Genomic DNA, 17,846 nt, shown 5'->3' with positions numbered 1-17,846 from the left:
GGTTTTCCAAGGTTTACTCTGGTTTCTGGTATAATTTTACCTTTTTCAGCAGAGTACCATTCTTTGCATGGGGCTGCCTGAATACAGTATCATTGGATTTCTCAATTTCTCTTGCCTGTATTGCAAGCTGTGCAGCAGCTCCCATTATTTCGTGTCCAGCTGCAGCTGTCAGGCATACCTGGTCGATTTCCTTTAACATGAAACATGCAGGGAAGTTAACCTGTGCTACTTTTTCAGCCATATGAAGGGCGGCAAGAGCCTTTGCTTTTGCGTAAGGGTTTGCGAAGCCTGCGTGCTCTACACATTTTTCAGGTTTTGCAAAAATATGTGGAAGCTCCAGTTCCTTTCCTGATCTTCCGGAAGCAACCTGGTCAGTTACCTTGTCCAACTCTTCCTGGATAAGTCTAACAACACCACAAATAGATAACACTTTCATTGCATCGGAGTTAAATGATGCCATCTCTACGGGGTCAAGAAACTCTCTCTTGGCTCCAATGAGGGGATCTACTGGGAGGATCATATATCCGAAGCCTTCCTGCTCAAGAGCTTCTCTGGCTTCTTTCTTTGTTGGGCCATCTGAGACTACAATGCATGGAACGCCCTTCCATAGCTCACGAGCTGCTGTGGGACCTGGAGCTGCTGCGTTAGGGCTGATAATTATCACGAAGTCTGCATTCCACTGCTTGAAACTTTCAGTATCTGCAGCCTCGGCAGGGCTCATCTTGGCACCTGTGCCAAATACACGTACTGTAATTCCTTCTCTGGCTGCAATTTCATCCTGGATCAAATTAATAACCTGGCTCATTCCCAGGTTGCCCATTTTTATAAAACCTATGTTGACCATTTTTCTCTAAATCCTTTGTTAACCAATTTATTCAATAATGGAATTCCTAATGGGTTTATAATCCTTTTGGCGAGTCTCTTTCCTTATCACCTTTATTTTATAAATATTAGATATATCTATAACTATTATTCAATATGTTTCACTCCCCCTCCGAAAAGCTTAAAAAGGATGTGATTTATCTCACTCAAAAACGTTGACATCAATGCTGTTGTTTTGTGGTCTTGTTTCACAGAACTCGTATTATAATTTGAAAACTTTATCCGTTGGTGGGCTTTTAATGTCAGGGCAAATGTGTTATATTAAGTTGCGGGAGGGTACCCCTGAAGAAGGTACACCAAGCAGCATGCCCTTTTTCGGGAAATTATCCCGCTATATCTAATAGTTATTCAGGTCCAGGTTTTGATTGAGTGAACTGTCCTACACATAATTTTACTAGAAACAAAATGATTGTTTTTGATATGGATAGCACCCTTATAGACGCTGAGACTATCGATGAGCTCGCCAGGGCTGCAGGTGTTGTAAGCAAAGTTGAGGAGATTACGAAGAAAGCGATGTATGGAGACTTTGATTTTGAGCAAGCGCTTATTGAAAGGGTCAAGCTTCTTAAGGGACTTCCCCTCGAAACTGCCCTTGATGCGGTAAACAAGATCGATTTGATGCCGGGAGCGGCAGAACTTATCCTCTATGTCAAAAGTAGGGGCTATAAAACTGCAATGATTTCTGGCGGATTTACGATCTCTGCCGATACAATAGGCAAAGCGCTTGGCATTGATTTCATTGTTTCCAACGAACTGCTTGTGGAAGACGGCTGCCTTACAGGCAAAGTTGTAGGCCCAATCACACAAAGCGACTCCAAAGCAAAGGTGTTCGAAGAACTTACCCAGCTAAACGGGGTTCGGCCAGAGCAATGTGTAGTTGTTGGGGACGGCGCAAACGATGCCTGTGTCTTTGAGAGAGCAGGTTTTGCCATAGCTTTCAATCCCAAGCCCATCCTAAGGGAATATGCGGACGTGGTCATAACAAAAAAAGACCTTAGAGCCGTTATCCCTGTTCTTGAATCTCTTTCTTATCAATGTTGTAATCAGGCACAGCATGTCGACATCGAACAATAGAACTACTAAAATGCCAGCTTTTTTGCTGGATCGGGAGGCTCAATAAGAGATGCTAAAGGAACTGCAGAAAAAAAGATCAGATTTGAAGGACATTTCTGAAGAAGCTAAGGAAAAAAGGAATGCTTTAAACGCAGAGGCTAGTGCCCTAGCTGCAAAGCGTAATGACCTGAACAAGAAGACGAAAGACCTTATCAACGAAGCCCAGGAATTAAAAGTTCTCAGGGACGAAATTAATGAGAAGGTCAGCGAATATAAGAATAAGCGCGATGATACCAATGCCAAGGCAAACGAGCTCTTTGCAAAGGCCGATTCCATCAGGAAACAGAGCAATCTGGGTGGCCCTTCAATCAAAGCTCTGAGAAAAGATATTGATCGCCTTGAATTTGCCCAGCAGACTGAAGTCCTGAGCACAAGCAAGGAAAGGGAACTCGTTGGGAAAATCACTCAGCTTCAAAAACAATATCAGGTCAAAAAAGTCCAGCTCGAGAGCAACTCCGAACTGAAGGATCTTCTGGACGAAGCCCAGAAAATCCGAGATGAAGCCTCAGAATTCCACAACGAGCTGGCCGAATATGCCAGACAGGCTCAGGAATATCATGAGAAAATGATTACCGCTTTCAAAGAGGCTGACAGAACCAGGGCAGAGTCTGACATTGCCCACAGGGAATTTGTAAAAGCCCAGGAAGCAGCTGACGAACAGCACAAAGCTTTCATCAATGCCCAGAAAGAAATCCGGGACCTTGACAAAGAAATCTTCAAACTCAAGAAGAAAGACAAAGAAGGAAAATCCCGCGTTGTCAAGTCCGAGCTTCAGAAAGATGCCAAATCCATCTTCGAAAAGTTCAAGGGCGGAGCAAAACTCACCACCGAAGATCTGATGACTCTTCAGAGGTCGGGTTTAGTCTAATTCATCTCACAAAAAATAGATCATTGAAAAGCTTTCAATTTCCGTTGCAGGTATATTTCAACCTGCATCTCTATTTTTTCAGTTCATTCTGCTATTCTATACTTTTATTGATTTTGTTTTATCTGATTGACTGTTTTATATTCTATTGTTCTGTATTACTGTTAACTTAAGCTTTGTTAGCTATCGCGGTAATGTACTGATTCTTCTGTAAATTTGCTTTCTAGTTTTCATAGTTTTCATAGTGAAATCTATGGATATTCTAAAAGTTTCAGATTTTGAAAAATCACAAAATACCTATAGTATGCCTACATTCCGCAGTATTTTTTAGAAAATCAATATTTTTCCTGATCACGTTTTTGGAACAAATGCAAATAATTTGGATTTTTAATGATAATCGATAGCGGTAAAAATATGAATTTACGAAAATTTACTGCGGAAAGTGGGGTATGCATAACTGACATAACTTTGCTAAAAGCTGTAGTACAAAAAAATGTTATTTTGGTTTTATCTTCTGATTATTATAATGAAAATTGTCAATTTCGAGCTGATTTTTCTACAATTGCCTATGTGTTTGTTTTCTCAATTGTTACAACTCATATAGGAAGATGCTTATTTCCTTCGATTAACCCAATCGTTAATGGGAAAAAACATAATTAGAAATGTAGTAAAATAATAATGAAAGTTGATCCTCGACTAAATTGATAATTTTATTGTATACTGGATGTACATAGGAGTGCCAAAGATTATACGAAGTATACAGACAGGGCACTCATGGTTAACGCTATGATCAATGGGTGCATCCTGCTTCATGGCCATGCACCAGTATCAAAAACGGCTTTTGGACTGAGCAAAATGAAAAATAGTATTACCGCACGCATCTGTAACCCTGGTCAGCACAACGTCCTTACTTTCTTAATAATCATCCCTTGTTTCGCAACTTGGTAAATTTCAGACTACCACCTAGTAAAATCTACACAGTCTTTATAAGAATATGGCCACCCAAATTTCTTTACGCTCTATGTGAAAAAATATATCTTTTTTATAAAAAACGATCGAATATTATTAATTCTCGTTAAAGTACTGGATATAATTTATAAATTATTTAATATTGAATAGTCCAATTTGCTCATAGTTTATAATACACGGTATCAGAAAGATACTTTTGACAATTTTATTAGTAATAAATAGTATTATCATTTTTAAATAATATTTCATTGTTTTTATTTTTCTTAATATTTTCCGTTTGGAGATTTTTTAATTATATAAGAATATTTTTAAATGCACACATCGTTTATATTCTCACTATGTCCTCAAAGAACCAAAATGGCAGTAATTTATCCCATTTTGTTAAAAAGTATCTGCCAAATAGAAATATTATTTCTCAAAATCTTAAAATATTTCTACCAGCTTTTCCATATATAATAATATTAACTGGGTTATTATTTGTGGTATATTCCGTAATAACTCCTGTTCCTGTTAATTCTACATCAGTGACTGATATTTCTACAAGAGTATCTACTATATCTACTATTTCTGCTTTTTTCACTGTAGTTCTTACAGGTTTATATTTTGTTGTTAACTCCAAGCAACTAGATGTAATGTCAAAACAACTAAATGAAATGAAAAATGATCGAGAGCTTCAAAATCAACCTCTTCCTTGGATCTCTAATTTGAATTTCTATATAGAAAAGCCAAAATTATTTTATTCACCACCTGTACCTATTGAAAAACGCCATTCAGTTCAGGCAACTTATTGGGCTGAATTTGAGATTAAGAATGTTGGTTCATATCCGGCTGTATGTGTGGATGTTTCGTCACTTGTTTTAGTGCTTAAAGATAAGCCAAATACTACCTATGATTCATGTTTTGCAGCGATCAAAGAAGATTCCTCAGATATTGTGAGAAAAAATGACGATAGATATCTAAGCTTTGAAGGTATATCTGAAAGGATAGATACTCTTGAGGAGAAAGAAAAATGCAATGTACATTTTATGTTCTCTCATGATGAAGAGGGTGTTTTATTAAGAAGATTAATAGATAGTCGGAATGTTCATTATCCAATTTTAAAAATTAGAATTCTCTTTAAAAACATTCTCGGAGCACCTTTTTTTCTTTATAACGTATATTCTTTATATCCACCTTACATTAATTCTGAAATAAGCCCAGTTTTAAAAGATTGGTTGAGTAAGATAGTATCATTCCCAATAACTTATAATAATGAATTGGACAGTTTAAAAAGCTTAGATAAATCACGTAATGGAAAGGATAGATATGAATTATTTCAAGAAGTTACAGAAAAGTTTAATGTATCTTTATTAAATGCAAGTCCGGAAGCTGACAAAGAAAAATTGCGTGTAGTACCTATTCCTGGATATTTCGTTATTAAACCGATAAGCGAAGAAGAGTATAAAGAAGCTACTAAAGAGATTTATTATGGATTTGTACCTTTCTAAATAAAAACCATAAGGGATAAATGCACAGATTTTGAGGTAAAACTTGTGCAATATCCTATAAAATCTAAATTTTCATGACACTTCAATATCCGAACTTTTTGATGTACAAAGTTCGGATTTTAACCAAAAAACCACTGACTTTTCGGTCAATTTTTATGAAATTCACCATAAAATACGAACTTTATTATATTTAGTTCGTATAAGCTTTTCATAAATAATAGACTTGTAACCTTTGATGGAACCAAGGTTCTCACAGCAGCAGAATACGATTGATTTGTTAATTTCATTCCAATGAAGTTCAGGCGCATATTTTTGAAGTTAATACAATTACAGGCCTTTGGTACGTGGAGGCAGTATCCAGAATTTACTGAAAATTCAAAGTCAAATTTTTGTATACTGAGCAAAATATAGTTCTCTTGCTATTCGATTTTCAAACCACAAACTTACTAAAGTTTCTACTTTTATAGAAAAATTGGAACACTACCCCAAATTACCTTAAAACCTTCATTTGTTCTTGGTTTATTCTGAAAGACTCAGGTACTTCTCCCTGAACTCAGGGTTTCTCATAAGGCAGCACTTTGCATTATATGCAGGGTCTTCCCTGATCTTTTTCCACACATCCTTTATCCTGTCTCTATGAATATTTCCATAGGGGATCGGGATACAGGCACAGGGAAGAATATTCCCTTCAGGGGTTATATGGAGCCACTTCCGGCCGGCCATACAGCCTGTAGTTTTCATGACCTGTGGGATCGGAAATACTCTAGGGCCTTCTTTCTCCTTGGCGCTGGATACGAAATTCTCAAATTTTCTCAGATCTTTTGGAGTCATGATTTCAGAGGCGTGATCCATCCACCTGCCCGTGGGAACTATTTCGTAGAAGGAGAGTTCATGGACTCCAAGCTCCGATGCAAGCGCATACAGTTCTTCAAGCTCGTTCACATTGTCCCTGGAAAGCACCACATATATGTTTACAAGCAGTCCTGCCTTAATTCCATTTTTGACGGCTTCAACGGCGCTTTTAAAAATTCCTTTTCTGCCCCTTACGTGATCGTGTTTATCCTCGTATGAACTGTCAAAACTGACAGTAAGGGAATAAAGGCCTGCTTCTTTCAGGCGGCGGGCTCTTTCTTCGGTCAGTCCTACCCCAGAGGTGAACATGCCTGTAATGGCTTTTTCAGGGTCTACATATCTTATCAGGTCTTCAAGGCCAGGATAGGTCAGGGGTTCGCCCCCGTCAAAGATCACGAAAGTCGTGCCCATTTCGAGCACCTGGTCAATTGTAGATTTTACGATTTCAGGGTCAAGCTTTTCCCGATTTTTCGTGTCAGGCAAAGCGCAGTGAATACAGTTATTCGGGCACTCTTCAGTAATGGAAATTGTTACCTGGTCAGGAATCATTTTTCCTAGAATAGAATAAATCTGGCTTTTTACCAGGCGGTCAAAACCCGAGCTTGGCACAGGAGGCATCCAGGTTGAACAGATGAGTTGGTCAGCCTCGACTTTTGCAGGCTTTTCGCCTTCAAAAATTGTTAGGTTTTTCTCAAGAGTTTTTCTCACAAGGATGGACGCAGCCCCGCTGGTTTTCATCTTCATCTGTCCATCTTCGATCTCAGCATAAACTCTGAAAAGGGGACTTTTATAGAAATCGTATTGCATATTGTTTCCTGCGTCTGGCATTTGATAATGTCCGTGTCGGTTCCGTTCTTTTTTACTCTTTTAAATTTCAGTTCATTTGTTCCTGAGGAGTGCCCTGTATTTTAAGATTGCAGAGGGTTTTTTCTTTAGCATGAACGCAAAAACCTGCATAGCCTGCTCAATTGAACTTCCATGAATAAATGAGAGATCTTCCTTTTCAAAGACCTTTGTCATCTCATCGATTTCCCTATCCGTCATTTTCCTGAGAGTCTCAAGTCCTATCCGACCCACATAATGCTCGGCCAGAAACTCTTTTTCCCAGATCTTCCGGTATTCTGATAGGGCAGATTTTGAGACATCTCCTTTGCTTATGGCATCTGCAGCGACATCTCCACATATCTGGCCTGCTCTCATTGCATAGCCTATTCCCGACTGACCTGCAGCCCCGCCAGCAACCATTATCCCATCGGTTATGTATTCACCTGGAATTGTCACTATAGGATCTCCGCCGGAAAGTTTTCTTACAACTTCAAACTCTTCGAGCCCTTTAAGTTTTTTGAAATTCTCAACCCAGGCATTAAGGTAAGGCGTTGCATCGGTTCCACATCTGCGCACGTAGGCCCCGATTGCGGCATTGTCTCCTCCTCTTGGGGAGTATGTAGTTTTCCAGCCAGGGGCATGATTTCCTACATAATACTCAAACATCTTCGGTTTCCCAAGTCCAGGACTTTTTATGTCCAATTCGATTCCCCACGCAATATCTTCAGGGTGTTTCATTGTCTTAAGGCCCACAAGGGAAGCCATCTTTGAATTTATACCGTCGGAGATAATAACCAGTTTTGAGGTAAATGTCCCGGCAGAAGTGTTAACAGTAAATCTCTCTCCTTCTTTCTGGATATCCTGCACTTTTACTCCTGTCCGAAGCTCTACGCCGGTTTTCATTATTTTATTTGCATAAAACCTGTCGAATGCAGTTTTATCAATAGCGTATCCGGTTGCCTCAACTTCGACTGTCCTTCCTGATGGTGAAATAATCTTCATGCCTTTAAGATAATGCAGAACATAAGAAGGATCTGCCTTTTCTCCGCATTTATCTAGCATTCCCTTAAAAAAGGAGTTTGCAGGATGGGGAGGATGCCCTATGTCTTCTTTTTTTTCCAGTAAAAGGACCGCTGACCCTTTCTCACAGGCGTTCCTTGCAGCCATCAGTCCTGCAGGAGATGCCCCTATTACAATGATATCTGCATCCATTTTTCTCTACCTGTTTTACCAGAGAATGGAGGTGTAACCTACTGCATAAATGCACAGCACTACGTCAAGAATCATTGATCCGAACATAATCGCTCTATAATTTGAGCCGTTAAGGAAGAGCCTGCCACCCCTCTCCGGCGTAGGATGTTTGATAAAATCAAAACACTGAGTGAGCATCCAGAGACCTGAAGCCAGGGCCCCTGCAAAGTATACAGGTCCGAGACGGGCTGACCAGCCTATGATTAGTGAAGCTATGACACCAACGATCCACCAGAATATTACGAATCGCGCAGTAAAGGGAATTCCAAAAGTTACTGGCATTGTTGGAGCACCTTTCATTCTGTCCCCTTCTACATCTCTGGAAACCCCTCCAAGAGTAAAGGCCCAGTCTGTAACGCAAATCATTAGCCCGAAGCAAATAGCCGGCAAAGGAAGAATTACCCCATCACTGCCTTTCAGGAGTCCCGCAGGGTCAAAGGCGAGCCAAATACCCACAGGTACAAGCCCATAGGATATACCCACTGGCAAAAAACTGAGGAAAGTATTCCTTTTTGCAAAGATTGAATATATTGTGATAACTGTAGCCGCAATAATAAGGATTAGGAGAGACTCAGGGTTCAGATAGGTGGCTGCTGCTCCTGCAATTACTACTAAAAAAATAGCATAGGCAAGTGCAGAGTTCTTTGACACTTTCGACGAGGGCAAGGGACGACCAGGCAAGTTGATCGTATCGATATCTATATCACAGCAGTCATTGAACACGTACGAACTTGTAATGGCTGCAAAGCCGCCTATTACTGCAATCAAGAAGGGAAAAAGTTCGGGAAGCCCTCCGGTCGCCAAATAAGAAGCAAGGATTGCACTCGAGGCAGGTAGGGTAAGGTCCATGTAGTAGAGCTCGGGTCTCATCAGACGCAGATATGGACTGAGTTCACCAATTCTTGCTGTGAGGGACAATAGTTTCACCTATACTTTTCTGGTTTATACGAAAGTTTTTGTATAGAGCTTTATATTTCAGCTCTTTCCCTGTTTAGAGGGTTCTTTGCAGGTAATTCTATAAAGGTTTGCACCTCAAAAAGTTTTCTTTTTATCTTTTTTGGGACAGGTTTTGATTGCCAGTAACTCTAAGGATTCAAGGTATCAGGAATTACAGGGCATCTGGGACTGCTAATTGGCTCCTCAAAATTTATTTTTTTCACTCTTCCCTCTAATTTATTCTTTTTTCCAATCTTTCCTGTATACCAGTTTTGCTTTTTTGCTGATCTCCTCAATTAGAGGGTGCCTGAACTCCTCCTCGCAGATAAAAGTAAATTCAGCTTCCGGGTTCAGATCCATCAGTTTAAGAGTGTTTGAAAGAGCGGTATTAAGAGCTTCGTAATCCGGAAGTTTCGGGACTTCGGCATTGAATGGATAGACTTCTTCCATCTCGGCGGGAAATGCCCCGAAAGGCGCTTTGAAAGTAAGGACCTGGTCGTACTCTTTCTCTCCTTTTACAGGACCTGTCCTAATGATTGCTGAGCCTTGCAGGCTGAACCTATCCAGTCTTTTTCCGAAACGCAAGACTTCGGGACGGAAGGAAGACTCTGGCCCGCAATAGAAATAAGTGCCCTTTGTAGCGGGATCAAGTTGCTCAAGCCAGGAAGAGTGGGTATAAAGTTTTTTTAACCCATCAAGAAGTTTCGGGTGGGCACGACAGCGCTGCTCTACAAGCTCAAGCAGTTTTCCATCCTTTATGCACTGTTTAATCAGCCTGATCTCAGCAAAGGTCGCGTAAAGGTTGTGCTTCCCCAGAAGTTCTTCCCGGTTGTCGGCTTTTTTCAATTCTTCTGCCGTGTATCTTGAACAGATCGGACAGGAACAGGGCAGATAATTCAGTTTTTCAACATGGTAAGTTCCATTTACAGTAATATAACGTCCGTCCTTGGCGTAAAGGGCATAAGCTGCCGAATCAAAAAGGTCACAACCCAAGGCTACTGCAAGGGCGAACATCATGGGGTGTCCTGCCCCGAAGAGGTGAACCGGCGACGCTGGAGAAAGACCTTTTTTGGATGCGGCAATTACATCAACAAGTTCTCCGTAGCGATAGGCTTCCATGAGCGGAACAACTGCTCCAAGGGGATAGACTTCAAAATTGAGGTCTCTAAGGTGAGAAGCGGCTTTTTCCCTTAATTCTGGGTAGGTCGAACCCTGAACCGGCCCTGCAAGAAGCTGTTCGCCCTGGATAAACTTTCGTGCCGCTTCCAGGCGTTCGGCTGTGACTGTTAGTTCCTCTTCAGCCCTCCTGTAATGAACATCAGGGGGTGTAGGGATATCCAGCGGGACAATAATATCGCTTCCTATCTTTTGCTGGAACCCGAGGATTTCCTCATTCGTAACTTCCACGGAGCCGTATACGGAAAGCTGGAAAGAACCTGAATCCGTCATAATGGGCCCGTCAAAATCCAGGAGCCCATGCAGCCCTTTTTCCAAGGCGACGCTTTTCAGTTCTTCCTTACGGTAAATAATATAGGAATTGGTAATCAGGATCTCTGCCCCGAAGTTTCGCATTTCTTTCGGGGGGATAAGCTGAATATTTGGATTAATCACAGGCATAACAGTAGGTGTCTCAACAGTCCCATGGGGAGTTCTGAGCCTTCCTATCCTGCCGCCTGCATCCTTATCGAGAATTTCAAATATTGCTGACATGCCGGGGGTATAGATGCCTCTCAGATATATCTATTTTTGGGGACTGAAAGGAATGCTGGGGAAGTGCAGATCAAACTGGATTTTTACCCTTATTCCTGGTTTCTTTCAATATCTTGGAAGTCCTTGAATATTTTATTTTTTCGAATACAGTGGCATTTCTCTTTTACACAATCTTGTGATTTTTATTCATCATTTTTATATATTATTAATAATCAAACGCATCATGACTGAAAATATACAGGTGAAAATATGACTGAAGATCCGAAAGAACTGTTATTTGACTTTACGGCCGGACTCGGAGATTTTGCTTCCGAAACCGAAGCTCAGGGACAGCAGGCTGCAGCGTTTATGGGTATGGTCGGGGCAAGTTTTGAAACCTCGGTTCTTGACTTTAAAACCAAGGAACTTATCGCAATCGGTGTTGCCCTATATCACCGTTGTCCCTATTGTATCTCTCTTCATGCCTTCAACGCCCTTGAAGCCGGAGCTACAAAAGAAGAAATTATGCAGGCATCCATGGTTGCAGTTGCTTTTGGCGGCGGGCCTTCAATGTCCTTTGCAGTCACTCTTCTGAAAAAAGCTGTTGAGACCTTCCAGGGAGAGTCCTTTACTGAGGAAGACCGAATGGAAATTCTCAAAAGGCTTGGTATGGCCTGAACAATTTTTTTTCTCTTTATTACTTTGAAACCGCGAAAGGTAATGATATCTTTCTTCAAGTTGGAGTCAAAGTAATCTTTATCTGTTTTTGTTCCTTTAATTCTGTAGACCAGCTGGGAATCTCATAATAAATACAGATTTTTTTGTATTGGAAAACCCTCTCTGTTAATAGAGAAACTTTACTTCTTAGTGAATAATTTAAAATCAATTCAAAATCACAGTATCAAATAATGAGCATCGGAATCTTGTTTTTGAATATTTGCAGAAAGACGAGAAAAGTAAAAAGTCTCTCGTCTTCTGTTTTTTAGACTTTGATATAAGACTCAAAAATGTTTTTAGGTAAGAAACTTTCATTTCACGAATTTTCTCTGTTTTCTTGCCTTAATCTTCTTTAGCTCGCGGCATAGCAATAATTTCCCTAACCTGAAGGGAAAAGAAATCTCCACTGTGGGCCGGCCTGAGCACGAGGGCTACATCTGCACCCTGCCTTGTGCCTCCTATTGCTATAATCTCCGTGTTATCAGAAACAGGGATATGGCCTGAATCTGCTGCCATAATTGCGACCTCAATGGCTACCTTGAAGCCTTTTCCGAAGAGAGACCTGAGAGTATCCGAAATCACTTCTAGTCTGGAATATCCTCCGAATTTCTTTGTAATTGAGCGTTCGACTCCTGAGAATATATGGGACTGAGTGGTTATTATCGCCCCAAGCTCTTCAAGCTTCTTTTTATATTCCTCTTCCACTTCCCATTCGCCTTTCTCTTTCTGTCCATACTGGTGGCTTATTCCGATAACTTTTATGTTGCTGCCCTTCACAGCCTCTGCCATTTTTAGCGCGGTTTTTCCACTGGTGCTTGCCACCACAATATGTGATATTTTAAGTTCAGCCGCCCTTTTAGCTGCCGCTTCAATAACGGCTTTTGTATTTGACTCTCCTATGTTGTCGAAATAGAGAATAGATTTTTCCATAAATTCTTCTCCTCCTGTGTTCGGATTTTTTTCTATGAGCTCTTTTTACAGTTTCCTTTGTCTATTATGCTTTTTCTATTGCTATATTCGATATAATCCGGTCTCAGTTAAGCTCTCCACCGGAGAGACAACTTAAAATCCATTGTAATTTCTTTATAGGAATTATTTTTCCCTGTCAGGAGAAAAGATATATATTAAAAAGATTCTCTTTTTATCAGAAAGAGGGTATGGTGGTCGGAAGCTTGGGTACATTACATGTTATTTATTGGTGTATGTTCAGGAAGTAGCGTAAATTCGGGCCGCCGAGAAACTTGTTTATCTAGGATTAGCTCAGATATATAATCATAGGGGTCGTATTTTGCTGAGGTGGTTATTTGTCAAATACAGATTATGACAACAATGACGTTAAGATTATTACCAAACCTGTGCAATCAAAAAATCCTGTTTTGATTGAAGGTTTTCCCGGAATCGGGCTCGTGGGGAATATTGCAAGTCAGCATATGATAGAAGAATTGAAAATGGAATATATCGGCTCTATTGACTCGAGGTATTTCCCCTCGATTGCAGTGCTTTATGAGGGACTTATAAATATGCCTGTGAGGATTTACGAGAGCGTAGAACACAACCTGATTATTGTAATCTCCGACATTCCTATTAGTCACACTGTCTCCTATGACGTCAGTAACGCTCTGGTGGATTGGGCTGAGTCTATTAATGTAAGAGAAATTGCTTCCATTGCAGGAATTGCTATAATGGACGGGGGACATAAAGTATTCGGGGCAGCCACCACTCCGGAGATGCTGAATAGAATCAAGGAAAAGGTAGAGGTTTTCCAGATGGGAACTATCTCCGGAATTTCGGGCAGCGTAATGGCTGAATGTCTGCTGCGTGAAATCCCTGCTTTTAGCCTGCTTGGTGCTACCAGAACCCAGAATCCTGACCCAAGAGCTGCTTCTGCTGTTATTGAAGTTTTAAATGAGCTCTATGGGCTTTCAGTAAGTACAGTTCGGCTTATAGAGCAGGCTGAACGTATAGAGATCGAACTCCAGAGGCTTGCTGAAGATGTTCAGACTGCGGAGCAGAAAGGAGAAGTAAAGAAGGAGTTCCCAATGTACGGGTGATCCAATGGAGTACATCGCGTTAACAGGAATTGCTGATTCTCTTATCGAGGTCCTGAAGAAACACCATCTCAGGACTCTTGAGATTCGGAGTCCTCAAAATTTCGTAGGAGTACTCGGGCTCAATGTAGGAGATAACGTTCTCCTGACATCTACCAGCCTTCAGGATCTCACGGATGGAACTCAGGGTCTCATAGCAAAGGTTGTACAGAAGCAAATTTCGGTTCATTCCATTGTCAGTTCGAACGATTTCTACATTGAAGAACGAGAAGCTATGTCAGCCCGTATTCAGCTTCAGTGCAGGTGTATGGCAAGGGTAAGAAATGTTATTTCAAGTGAGCTTGGAAAACCGGTCCGGGTGGATGCCAGAGAAATTTCTTGCTATGAAGCCAGATAACAATTTTTACTGATAATCGTTCTTTTTAGAAATTTAACAGTACTTTGTTAAAAATCAAAAAAATCTCTTTTTTAAATTTTAATTTTCTTTTTTAAATTTTCAATATTTTTGTATATATTCTAATGTGTGAAAATTCTAGTTACAGATTAACCGCTAAAAATTCTAGAAAGACTGTCTTAATAAGATTTTTAGAGTATTTTTGGAATATTTCCTGAATAATTATCCTGAAATTAAAAAAGAAAGGTTCCGGAATGCTGGGGACTGCCAGCAATCCTGGATTTATACTTTAAATTTTACATCATATCTTCAGGCATTTCGCCGCCTGCTCCAGGACCACCTAATTTGGCTGGACTGGATGAGGCAATTACATCATCGATCCTGAGAACCATAATTGCGGCTTCGGTAGCTGCATTGATTGCCTGGGTCTTGATCCTGAGAGGTTCGACAACATTGTCTTCGAACATGTCCTCGATCTTGCCGGTGTAAACATTGAGTCCGGCACGCTTGTTACCTTTCTCGTGCTGGGAGCGCATTTCCACAAGCATGTCGATTGGGTCAAGTCCTGCATTCTCTGCAAGGGTGCTAGGAATAACCTCAAGGGACTCGGCGAATTTCATTACAGCAAGCTGCTCCCTGCCTTTAAGGGTTGCTGCGTATTCCTTGAGCCTGAGTGACAGTTCTATTTCGGGGGAGCCTCCACCCACAACGATTTTTTGGTCTTCGAGAGCAACGCCCACTACTCTGAGAGCGTCTTCGAGGGCTCTTTCAATTCCTTCTACCACATGCTCGGTTCCGCCGCGAAGAAGGATTGATGTAGCTTTGCTGTCCTTGCAGCCTGTAACGAAGGTCATTCTTGAGCCTGTAACGTCTTTCTCCTCTACAAGCCCGGCATAACCAAGGTCAGATTCCTCGATTTCATCAAGGTTGGTGATAATTCTTGCACCTGTTGCGCGGGAAAGTTTGTCCATATCGCTCTTCTTTACCCTGCGCATGCCAAAGATTCCTGCTTTTGTCAGGTAATACTGGGCAAGGTCATCAATTCCCTTCTGGCAGAAGACAACATTTGCGCCTGTGTTGATTACCTTGTCCACAATTTCCTTGAGCATTGCTTCTTCCTGGTCTAAAAAGAGCTGCATCTGGTCAGGAGTGGTGATCTTTATTTCGGCTTTAGTCTCGGTTTTCTTGAGCTCTATGGGTACGCTTAAGAGCAGGACTTTTGCATCCTCTACTACTTCGGGCATGGCTGGGTGGACACGCTCTTTATCGACAATTACACCATCGATAATCTCGGAATCCTTGATACTTCCGCCGGGTCTCTTCTCTACCTTGATGTCATCGATGTCTACAGTGATCTTTCCATCCTCGCTTCTCTCAGCAACTGATTTTACGGCCTTTACTGCAAGCTTGGAAAGGTGGTCCTTTTGAGCCTCTGCTCCTTTTCCTGTTATGGCTGTAGCTGCAATCTTTTGGAGAGTTTCGGTATCTTCGGGAGCGGCACTGATAGTAATGGTATCGATTATTTTTGTAGCCTGGTCTGCTGCAAGTCTGTAGCCGCTTGCAATTACTGTTGGGTGGACGCCACTTTCCAGCAGGTCCTCTGCCTTTGTCAGGAATTCTCCTGCAAGTACGGCTGCGGTGGTGGTTCCGTCTCCTACTTCGGCATCCTGGGTCTTGGCTACTTCTACGATCATCTTTGCACCTGGGTGCTCGATGTCCATTTCTTTGAGGATTGTTGCTCCATCGTTGGTGATAACAACATCACCCATGGAGTCTACAAGCATCTTGTCCATACCCTTGGGTCCAAGAGTGGTTCTTACCGCTTCAGCAACCGCTTTTGCGGCCATAATATTGTTATGCTGGGCATCGGAACCATGAGTTCTCTTGCTGCCTTCCTTTAAAATAAAGATCGGTTGTGCTGCCAAGCTTTAATCTCCTTTTATGATATGAATTTCTATGAATTTTTATTAATTGTATTATTGAGCACGTTAGCTTTGTGCGTAATTTCCTATTCTTAATGCAAGCACTTCTATATAAGAATTTCTCTGTATCTTATGTCCTGAATTCGGAAAACGGAGCCTCCTGAACCTTTTAATGCCTTCTCCGAGCTATTTTTTCAGGTAGACAAAGTTTGCAGTGTTATTCCTATCTCACTCCTTATGTTGGGATTTATGAACCTGGAGGACTACATCCATTATTGGGATGTATTGAAACACAATTTTATCGAACAAAAATTCGCATCGTTTTTCATTAATCTTTCATCTATGTAATTTTTCGCTCTCTGTTTGGGTCTGCCATCACGCTACCGTTTTGTAATCAATAATAATAAAAATAGTCGGAAAAGGAGCTAACATGTAATGTCTTTGCTTAAAATTCCGCCGATATTACATAACAGATCCTTAGTACTCTTATTAGCTGCCCGTATATCAACTGCAATTGCTTTTCAAATGTTAACCGTTGCTGTGGGGTGGCAAATTTACTCAATTACTCAAATGCCTATTTATCTAGGGCTTGTCGGATTAGTCCAGTTTTTACCTATGGTTTTACTTACTCTTGTAGTCGGTTATTTAGCAGATCGCTATGACCGAAAGTTGATAATTTCTTTCAGTCAAATTGCAGAAAGTATAGGGATTTTCCTGCTTGCTTACGAAAGCTATGTTGGATCAATTACCGAAGAAGGAATTCTCATCACTATCTTTTTTGTAAGTACCGCCAATGCTTTTCAAGGGCCGTCAATGCAATCTTTGCTACCTAATATTGTCAGTAGGGAAGTTTTTCCGGAGGTAGCTGCTTTATCAGCATCTACAGCTCAGTTTGCATTCATTATAGGTCCAGCAATTGGAGGAATTCTTTATACGTTAAATCCCGAAGTTGTATATTCTGTAGCTGGTATGTTAACACTGGCAACAAGTGTGATTATTCTCTTTGTTTCAATAAGGATGGGATCTCAAAACTCTGAACCAGTAACCAGAAATTCGATATTCGGAGGAATAGCTTTCATTAGAAGCAAGCCTGCTATACTCGGGGCAATTTCCCTTGACCTTTTTGCAGTGTTATTTGGCGGTTCGACAGCGTTATTGCCTGTTTATGCCAGTGACATTTTAAAAATTGGACCTTTAGGTTTGGGATTACTGCGTTCAGCACCCGCCGTAGGTGCATTGATAATGTCTGCTTTTTTGGCAAAAAAGCCTCTAAAGAACAACGAAGGGCTTATAATGTTTATTGCAGTAATCTTTTTTGGGATTTTTACCATAATTTTCGCTGTATCAACTTCTTTTCTTATATCACTCGCATCACTTGTGCTGTTAGGAGCATCTGATGTGGTAAGCGTAGTCGTCCGTTTAACATTGATACAATTGGAAACTCCAGATAATATGAGAGGCAGAGTAAATGCCGTAAATTCAATGTTTATAGGTACATCTAATCAACTTGGTGAATTTGAATCAGGGTTAACTGCTTCCCTGTTTGGAGTCGTACCTGCTGTGTTACTTGGTGGAATTGGTTCAATAATCATTGCAGTTCTATGGATGAAGCTGTTTCCAGAGCTTTTGCACGCAACCGAACTGGGAAAATCAACTGACTAATGCTTTAGATTCTAAAATACGCTCACAAAAATAAGCTTTTAAATGAATTCATTGGTCAATGAAAAACCATTAACTTATGAATTTATGAGATAAATAATCTATCAAGGACTTATACGGAAAATATTTAATGTGATCTCATGTATTAATCGTTAGTGAAATCTTTTTTAGTAAATATTAGTGAGTAGTTTATTAGTAAGTTTTTCTCAATAATTCGTAGTCAAGACCAGTATTATC

14 protein-coding genes are annotated in these 17,846 nt (G+C 40.7%); 7 read left to right on the top strand and 7 right to left on the bottom strand.

Going from position 1 to position 17,846, the window contains the following annotated elements; translation table 11 throughout:
• Positions 1-13 precede the first annotated feature (13 nt).
• On the bottom strand, positions 14-844 hold the full coding sequence (locus BP861_RS14105; protein WP_292376597.1) for a F420-dependent methylenetetrahydromethanopterin dehydrogenase: 831 nt from the start codon (positions 842-844) through the stop codon (positions 14-16).
• 407 nt (positions 845-1,251) lie between these two features.
• Here BP861_RS14105 and serB point away from each other — a divergent pair, with 407 nt between their 5' ends.
• From serB to BP861_RS14090, 3 genes are all read left to right on the top strand, one after another.
• The gene (gene serB / locus BP861_RS14100) at positions 1,252-1,956 is read left to right on the top strand and encodes a phosphoserine phosphatase SerB (RefSeq protein WP_292376595.1); all 705 of its coding nucleotides are present in this window, start codon (positions 1,252-1,254) and stop codon (positions 1,954-1,956) included.
• 49 nt (positions 1,957-2,005) lie between these two features.
• Positions 2,006-2,863, top strand: a complete 858-nt coding sequence (locus BP861_RS14095; protein WP_292376593.1) for a coiled-coil protein — start codon at positions 2,006-2,008, stop codon at positions 2,861-2,863.
• 1,304 nt (positions 2,864-4,167) lie between these two features.
• Positions 4,168-5,316, top strand: coding sequence for a hypothetical protein (locus tag BP861_RS14090; RefSeq protein WP_292376592.1), 1,149 nt, complete (start codon positions 4,168-4,170; stop codon positions 5,314-5,316).
• Positions 5,317-5,835: 519 nt separating this feature from the next.
• Here the strand turns inward: BP861_RS14090 and BP861_RS14085 are convergent.
• From BP861_RS14085 to tgtA, 4 genes are all read right to left on the bottom strand, one after another.
• Positions 5,836-6,975: a radical SAM protein gene (locus tag BP861_RS14085; protein ID WP_292376794.1), complete on the bottom strand. Its 1,140-nt coding sequence runs from the start codon at positions 6,973-6,975 to the stop codon at positions 5,836-5,838.
• 72 nt (positions 6,976-7,047) lie between these two features.
• Entirely contained in the window at positions 7,048-8,205 is a 1,158-nt protein-coding gene (locus tag BP861_RS14080) for an NAD(P)/FAD-dependent oxidoreductase (protein ID WP_292376590.1), read from the bottom strand.
• A gap of 15 nt (positions 8,206-8,220) precedes the next feature.
• Positions 8,221-9,162 (bottom strand): UbiA prenyltransferase family protein, encoded by a 942-nt coding sequence (locus tag BP861_RS14075; protein WP_292376588.1) that lies wholly within the window; start codon positions 9,160-9,162, stop codon positions 8,221-8,223.
• A gap of 255 nt (positions 9,163-9,417) precedes the next feature.
• Entirely contained in the window at positions 9,418-10,890 is a 1,473-nt protein-coding gene (tgtA, locus tag BP861_RS14070) for a tRNA guanosine(15) transglycosylase TgtA (RefSeq protein ID WP_292376586.1), read from the bottom strand.
• Between the two features lie 249 nt (positions 10,891-11,139).
• Here tgtA and BP861_RS14065 point away from each other — a divergent pair, with 249 nt between their 5' ends.
• On the top strand, positions 11,140-11,547 hold the full coding sequence (locus BP861_RS14065; RefSeq protein WP_292376584.1) for a carboxymuconolactone decarboxylase family protein: 408 nt from the start codon (positions 11,140-11,142) through the stop codon (positions 11,545-11,547).
• Positions 11,548-11,928: 381 nt separating this feature from the next.
• On the opposite strand, the gene BP861_RS14060 is transcribed toward BP861_RS14065, so the two are convergent.
• Positions 11,929-12,516, bottom strand: coding sequence for a pyruvate kinase alpha/beta domain-containing protein (locus BP861_RS14060; RefSeq protein WP_292376582.1), 588 nt, complete (start codon positions 12,514-12,516; stop codon positions 11,929-11,931).
• A gap of 374 nt (positions 12,517-12,890) precedes the next feature.
• Here BP861_RS14060 and BP861_RS14055 point away from each other — a divergent pair, with 374 nt between their 5' ends.
• On the top strand, positions 12,891-13,637 hold the full coding sequence (locus tag BP861_RS14055; protein WP_292376580.1) for a proteasome assembly chaperone family protein: 747 nt from the start codon (positions 12,891-12,893) through the stop codon (positions 13,635-13,637).
• A gap of 4 nt (positions 13,638-13,641) precedes the next feature.
• Positions 13,642-14,031, top strand: coding sequence for a DUF473 domain-containing protein (locus BP861_RS14050; protein WP_292376578.1), 390 nt, complete (start codon positions 13,642-13,644; stop codon positions 14,029-14,031).
• Between the two features lie 293 nt (positions 14,032-14,324).
• Here the strand turns inward: BP861_RS14050 and thsA are convergent, their stop codons facing one another.
• A complete protein-coding gene (thsA, locus tag BP861_RS14045) occupies positions 14,325-15,953 on the bottom strand; it encodes a thermosome subunit alpha (protein WP_292376576.1) in 1,629 nt (542 codons plus the stop codon).
• Positions 15,954-16,385: 432 nt separating this feature from the next.
• Here thsA and BP861_RS14040 point away from each other — a divergent pair, with 432 nt between their 5' ends.
• The gene (locus tag BP861_RS14040; RefSeq protein ID WP_292376574.1) at positions 16,386-17,612 is read left to right on the top strand and encodes an MFS transporter; all 1,227 of its coding nucleotides are present in this window, start codon (positions 16,386-16,388) and stop codon (positions 17,610-17,612) included.
• The last annotated feature ends 234 nt before the right edge of the window (positions 17,613-17,846 follow it).

Source organism: Methanosarcina sp. UBA411 (assembly GCF_002495725.1).
Classification (GTDB): domain Archaea; phylum Halobacteriota; class Methanosarcinia; order Methanosarcinales; family Methanosarcinaceae; genus Methanosarcina.
This window is presented reverse-complemented; position numbering and strand designations above follow the sequence as displayed.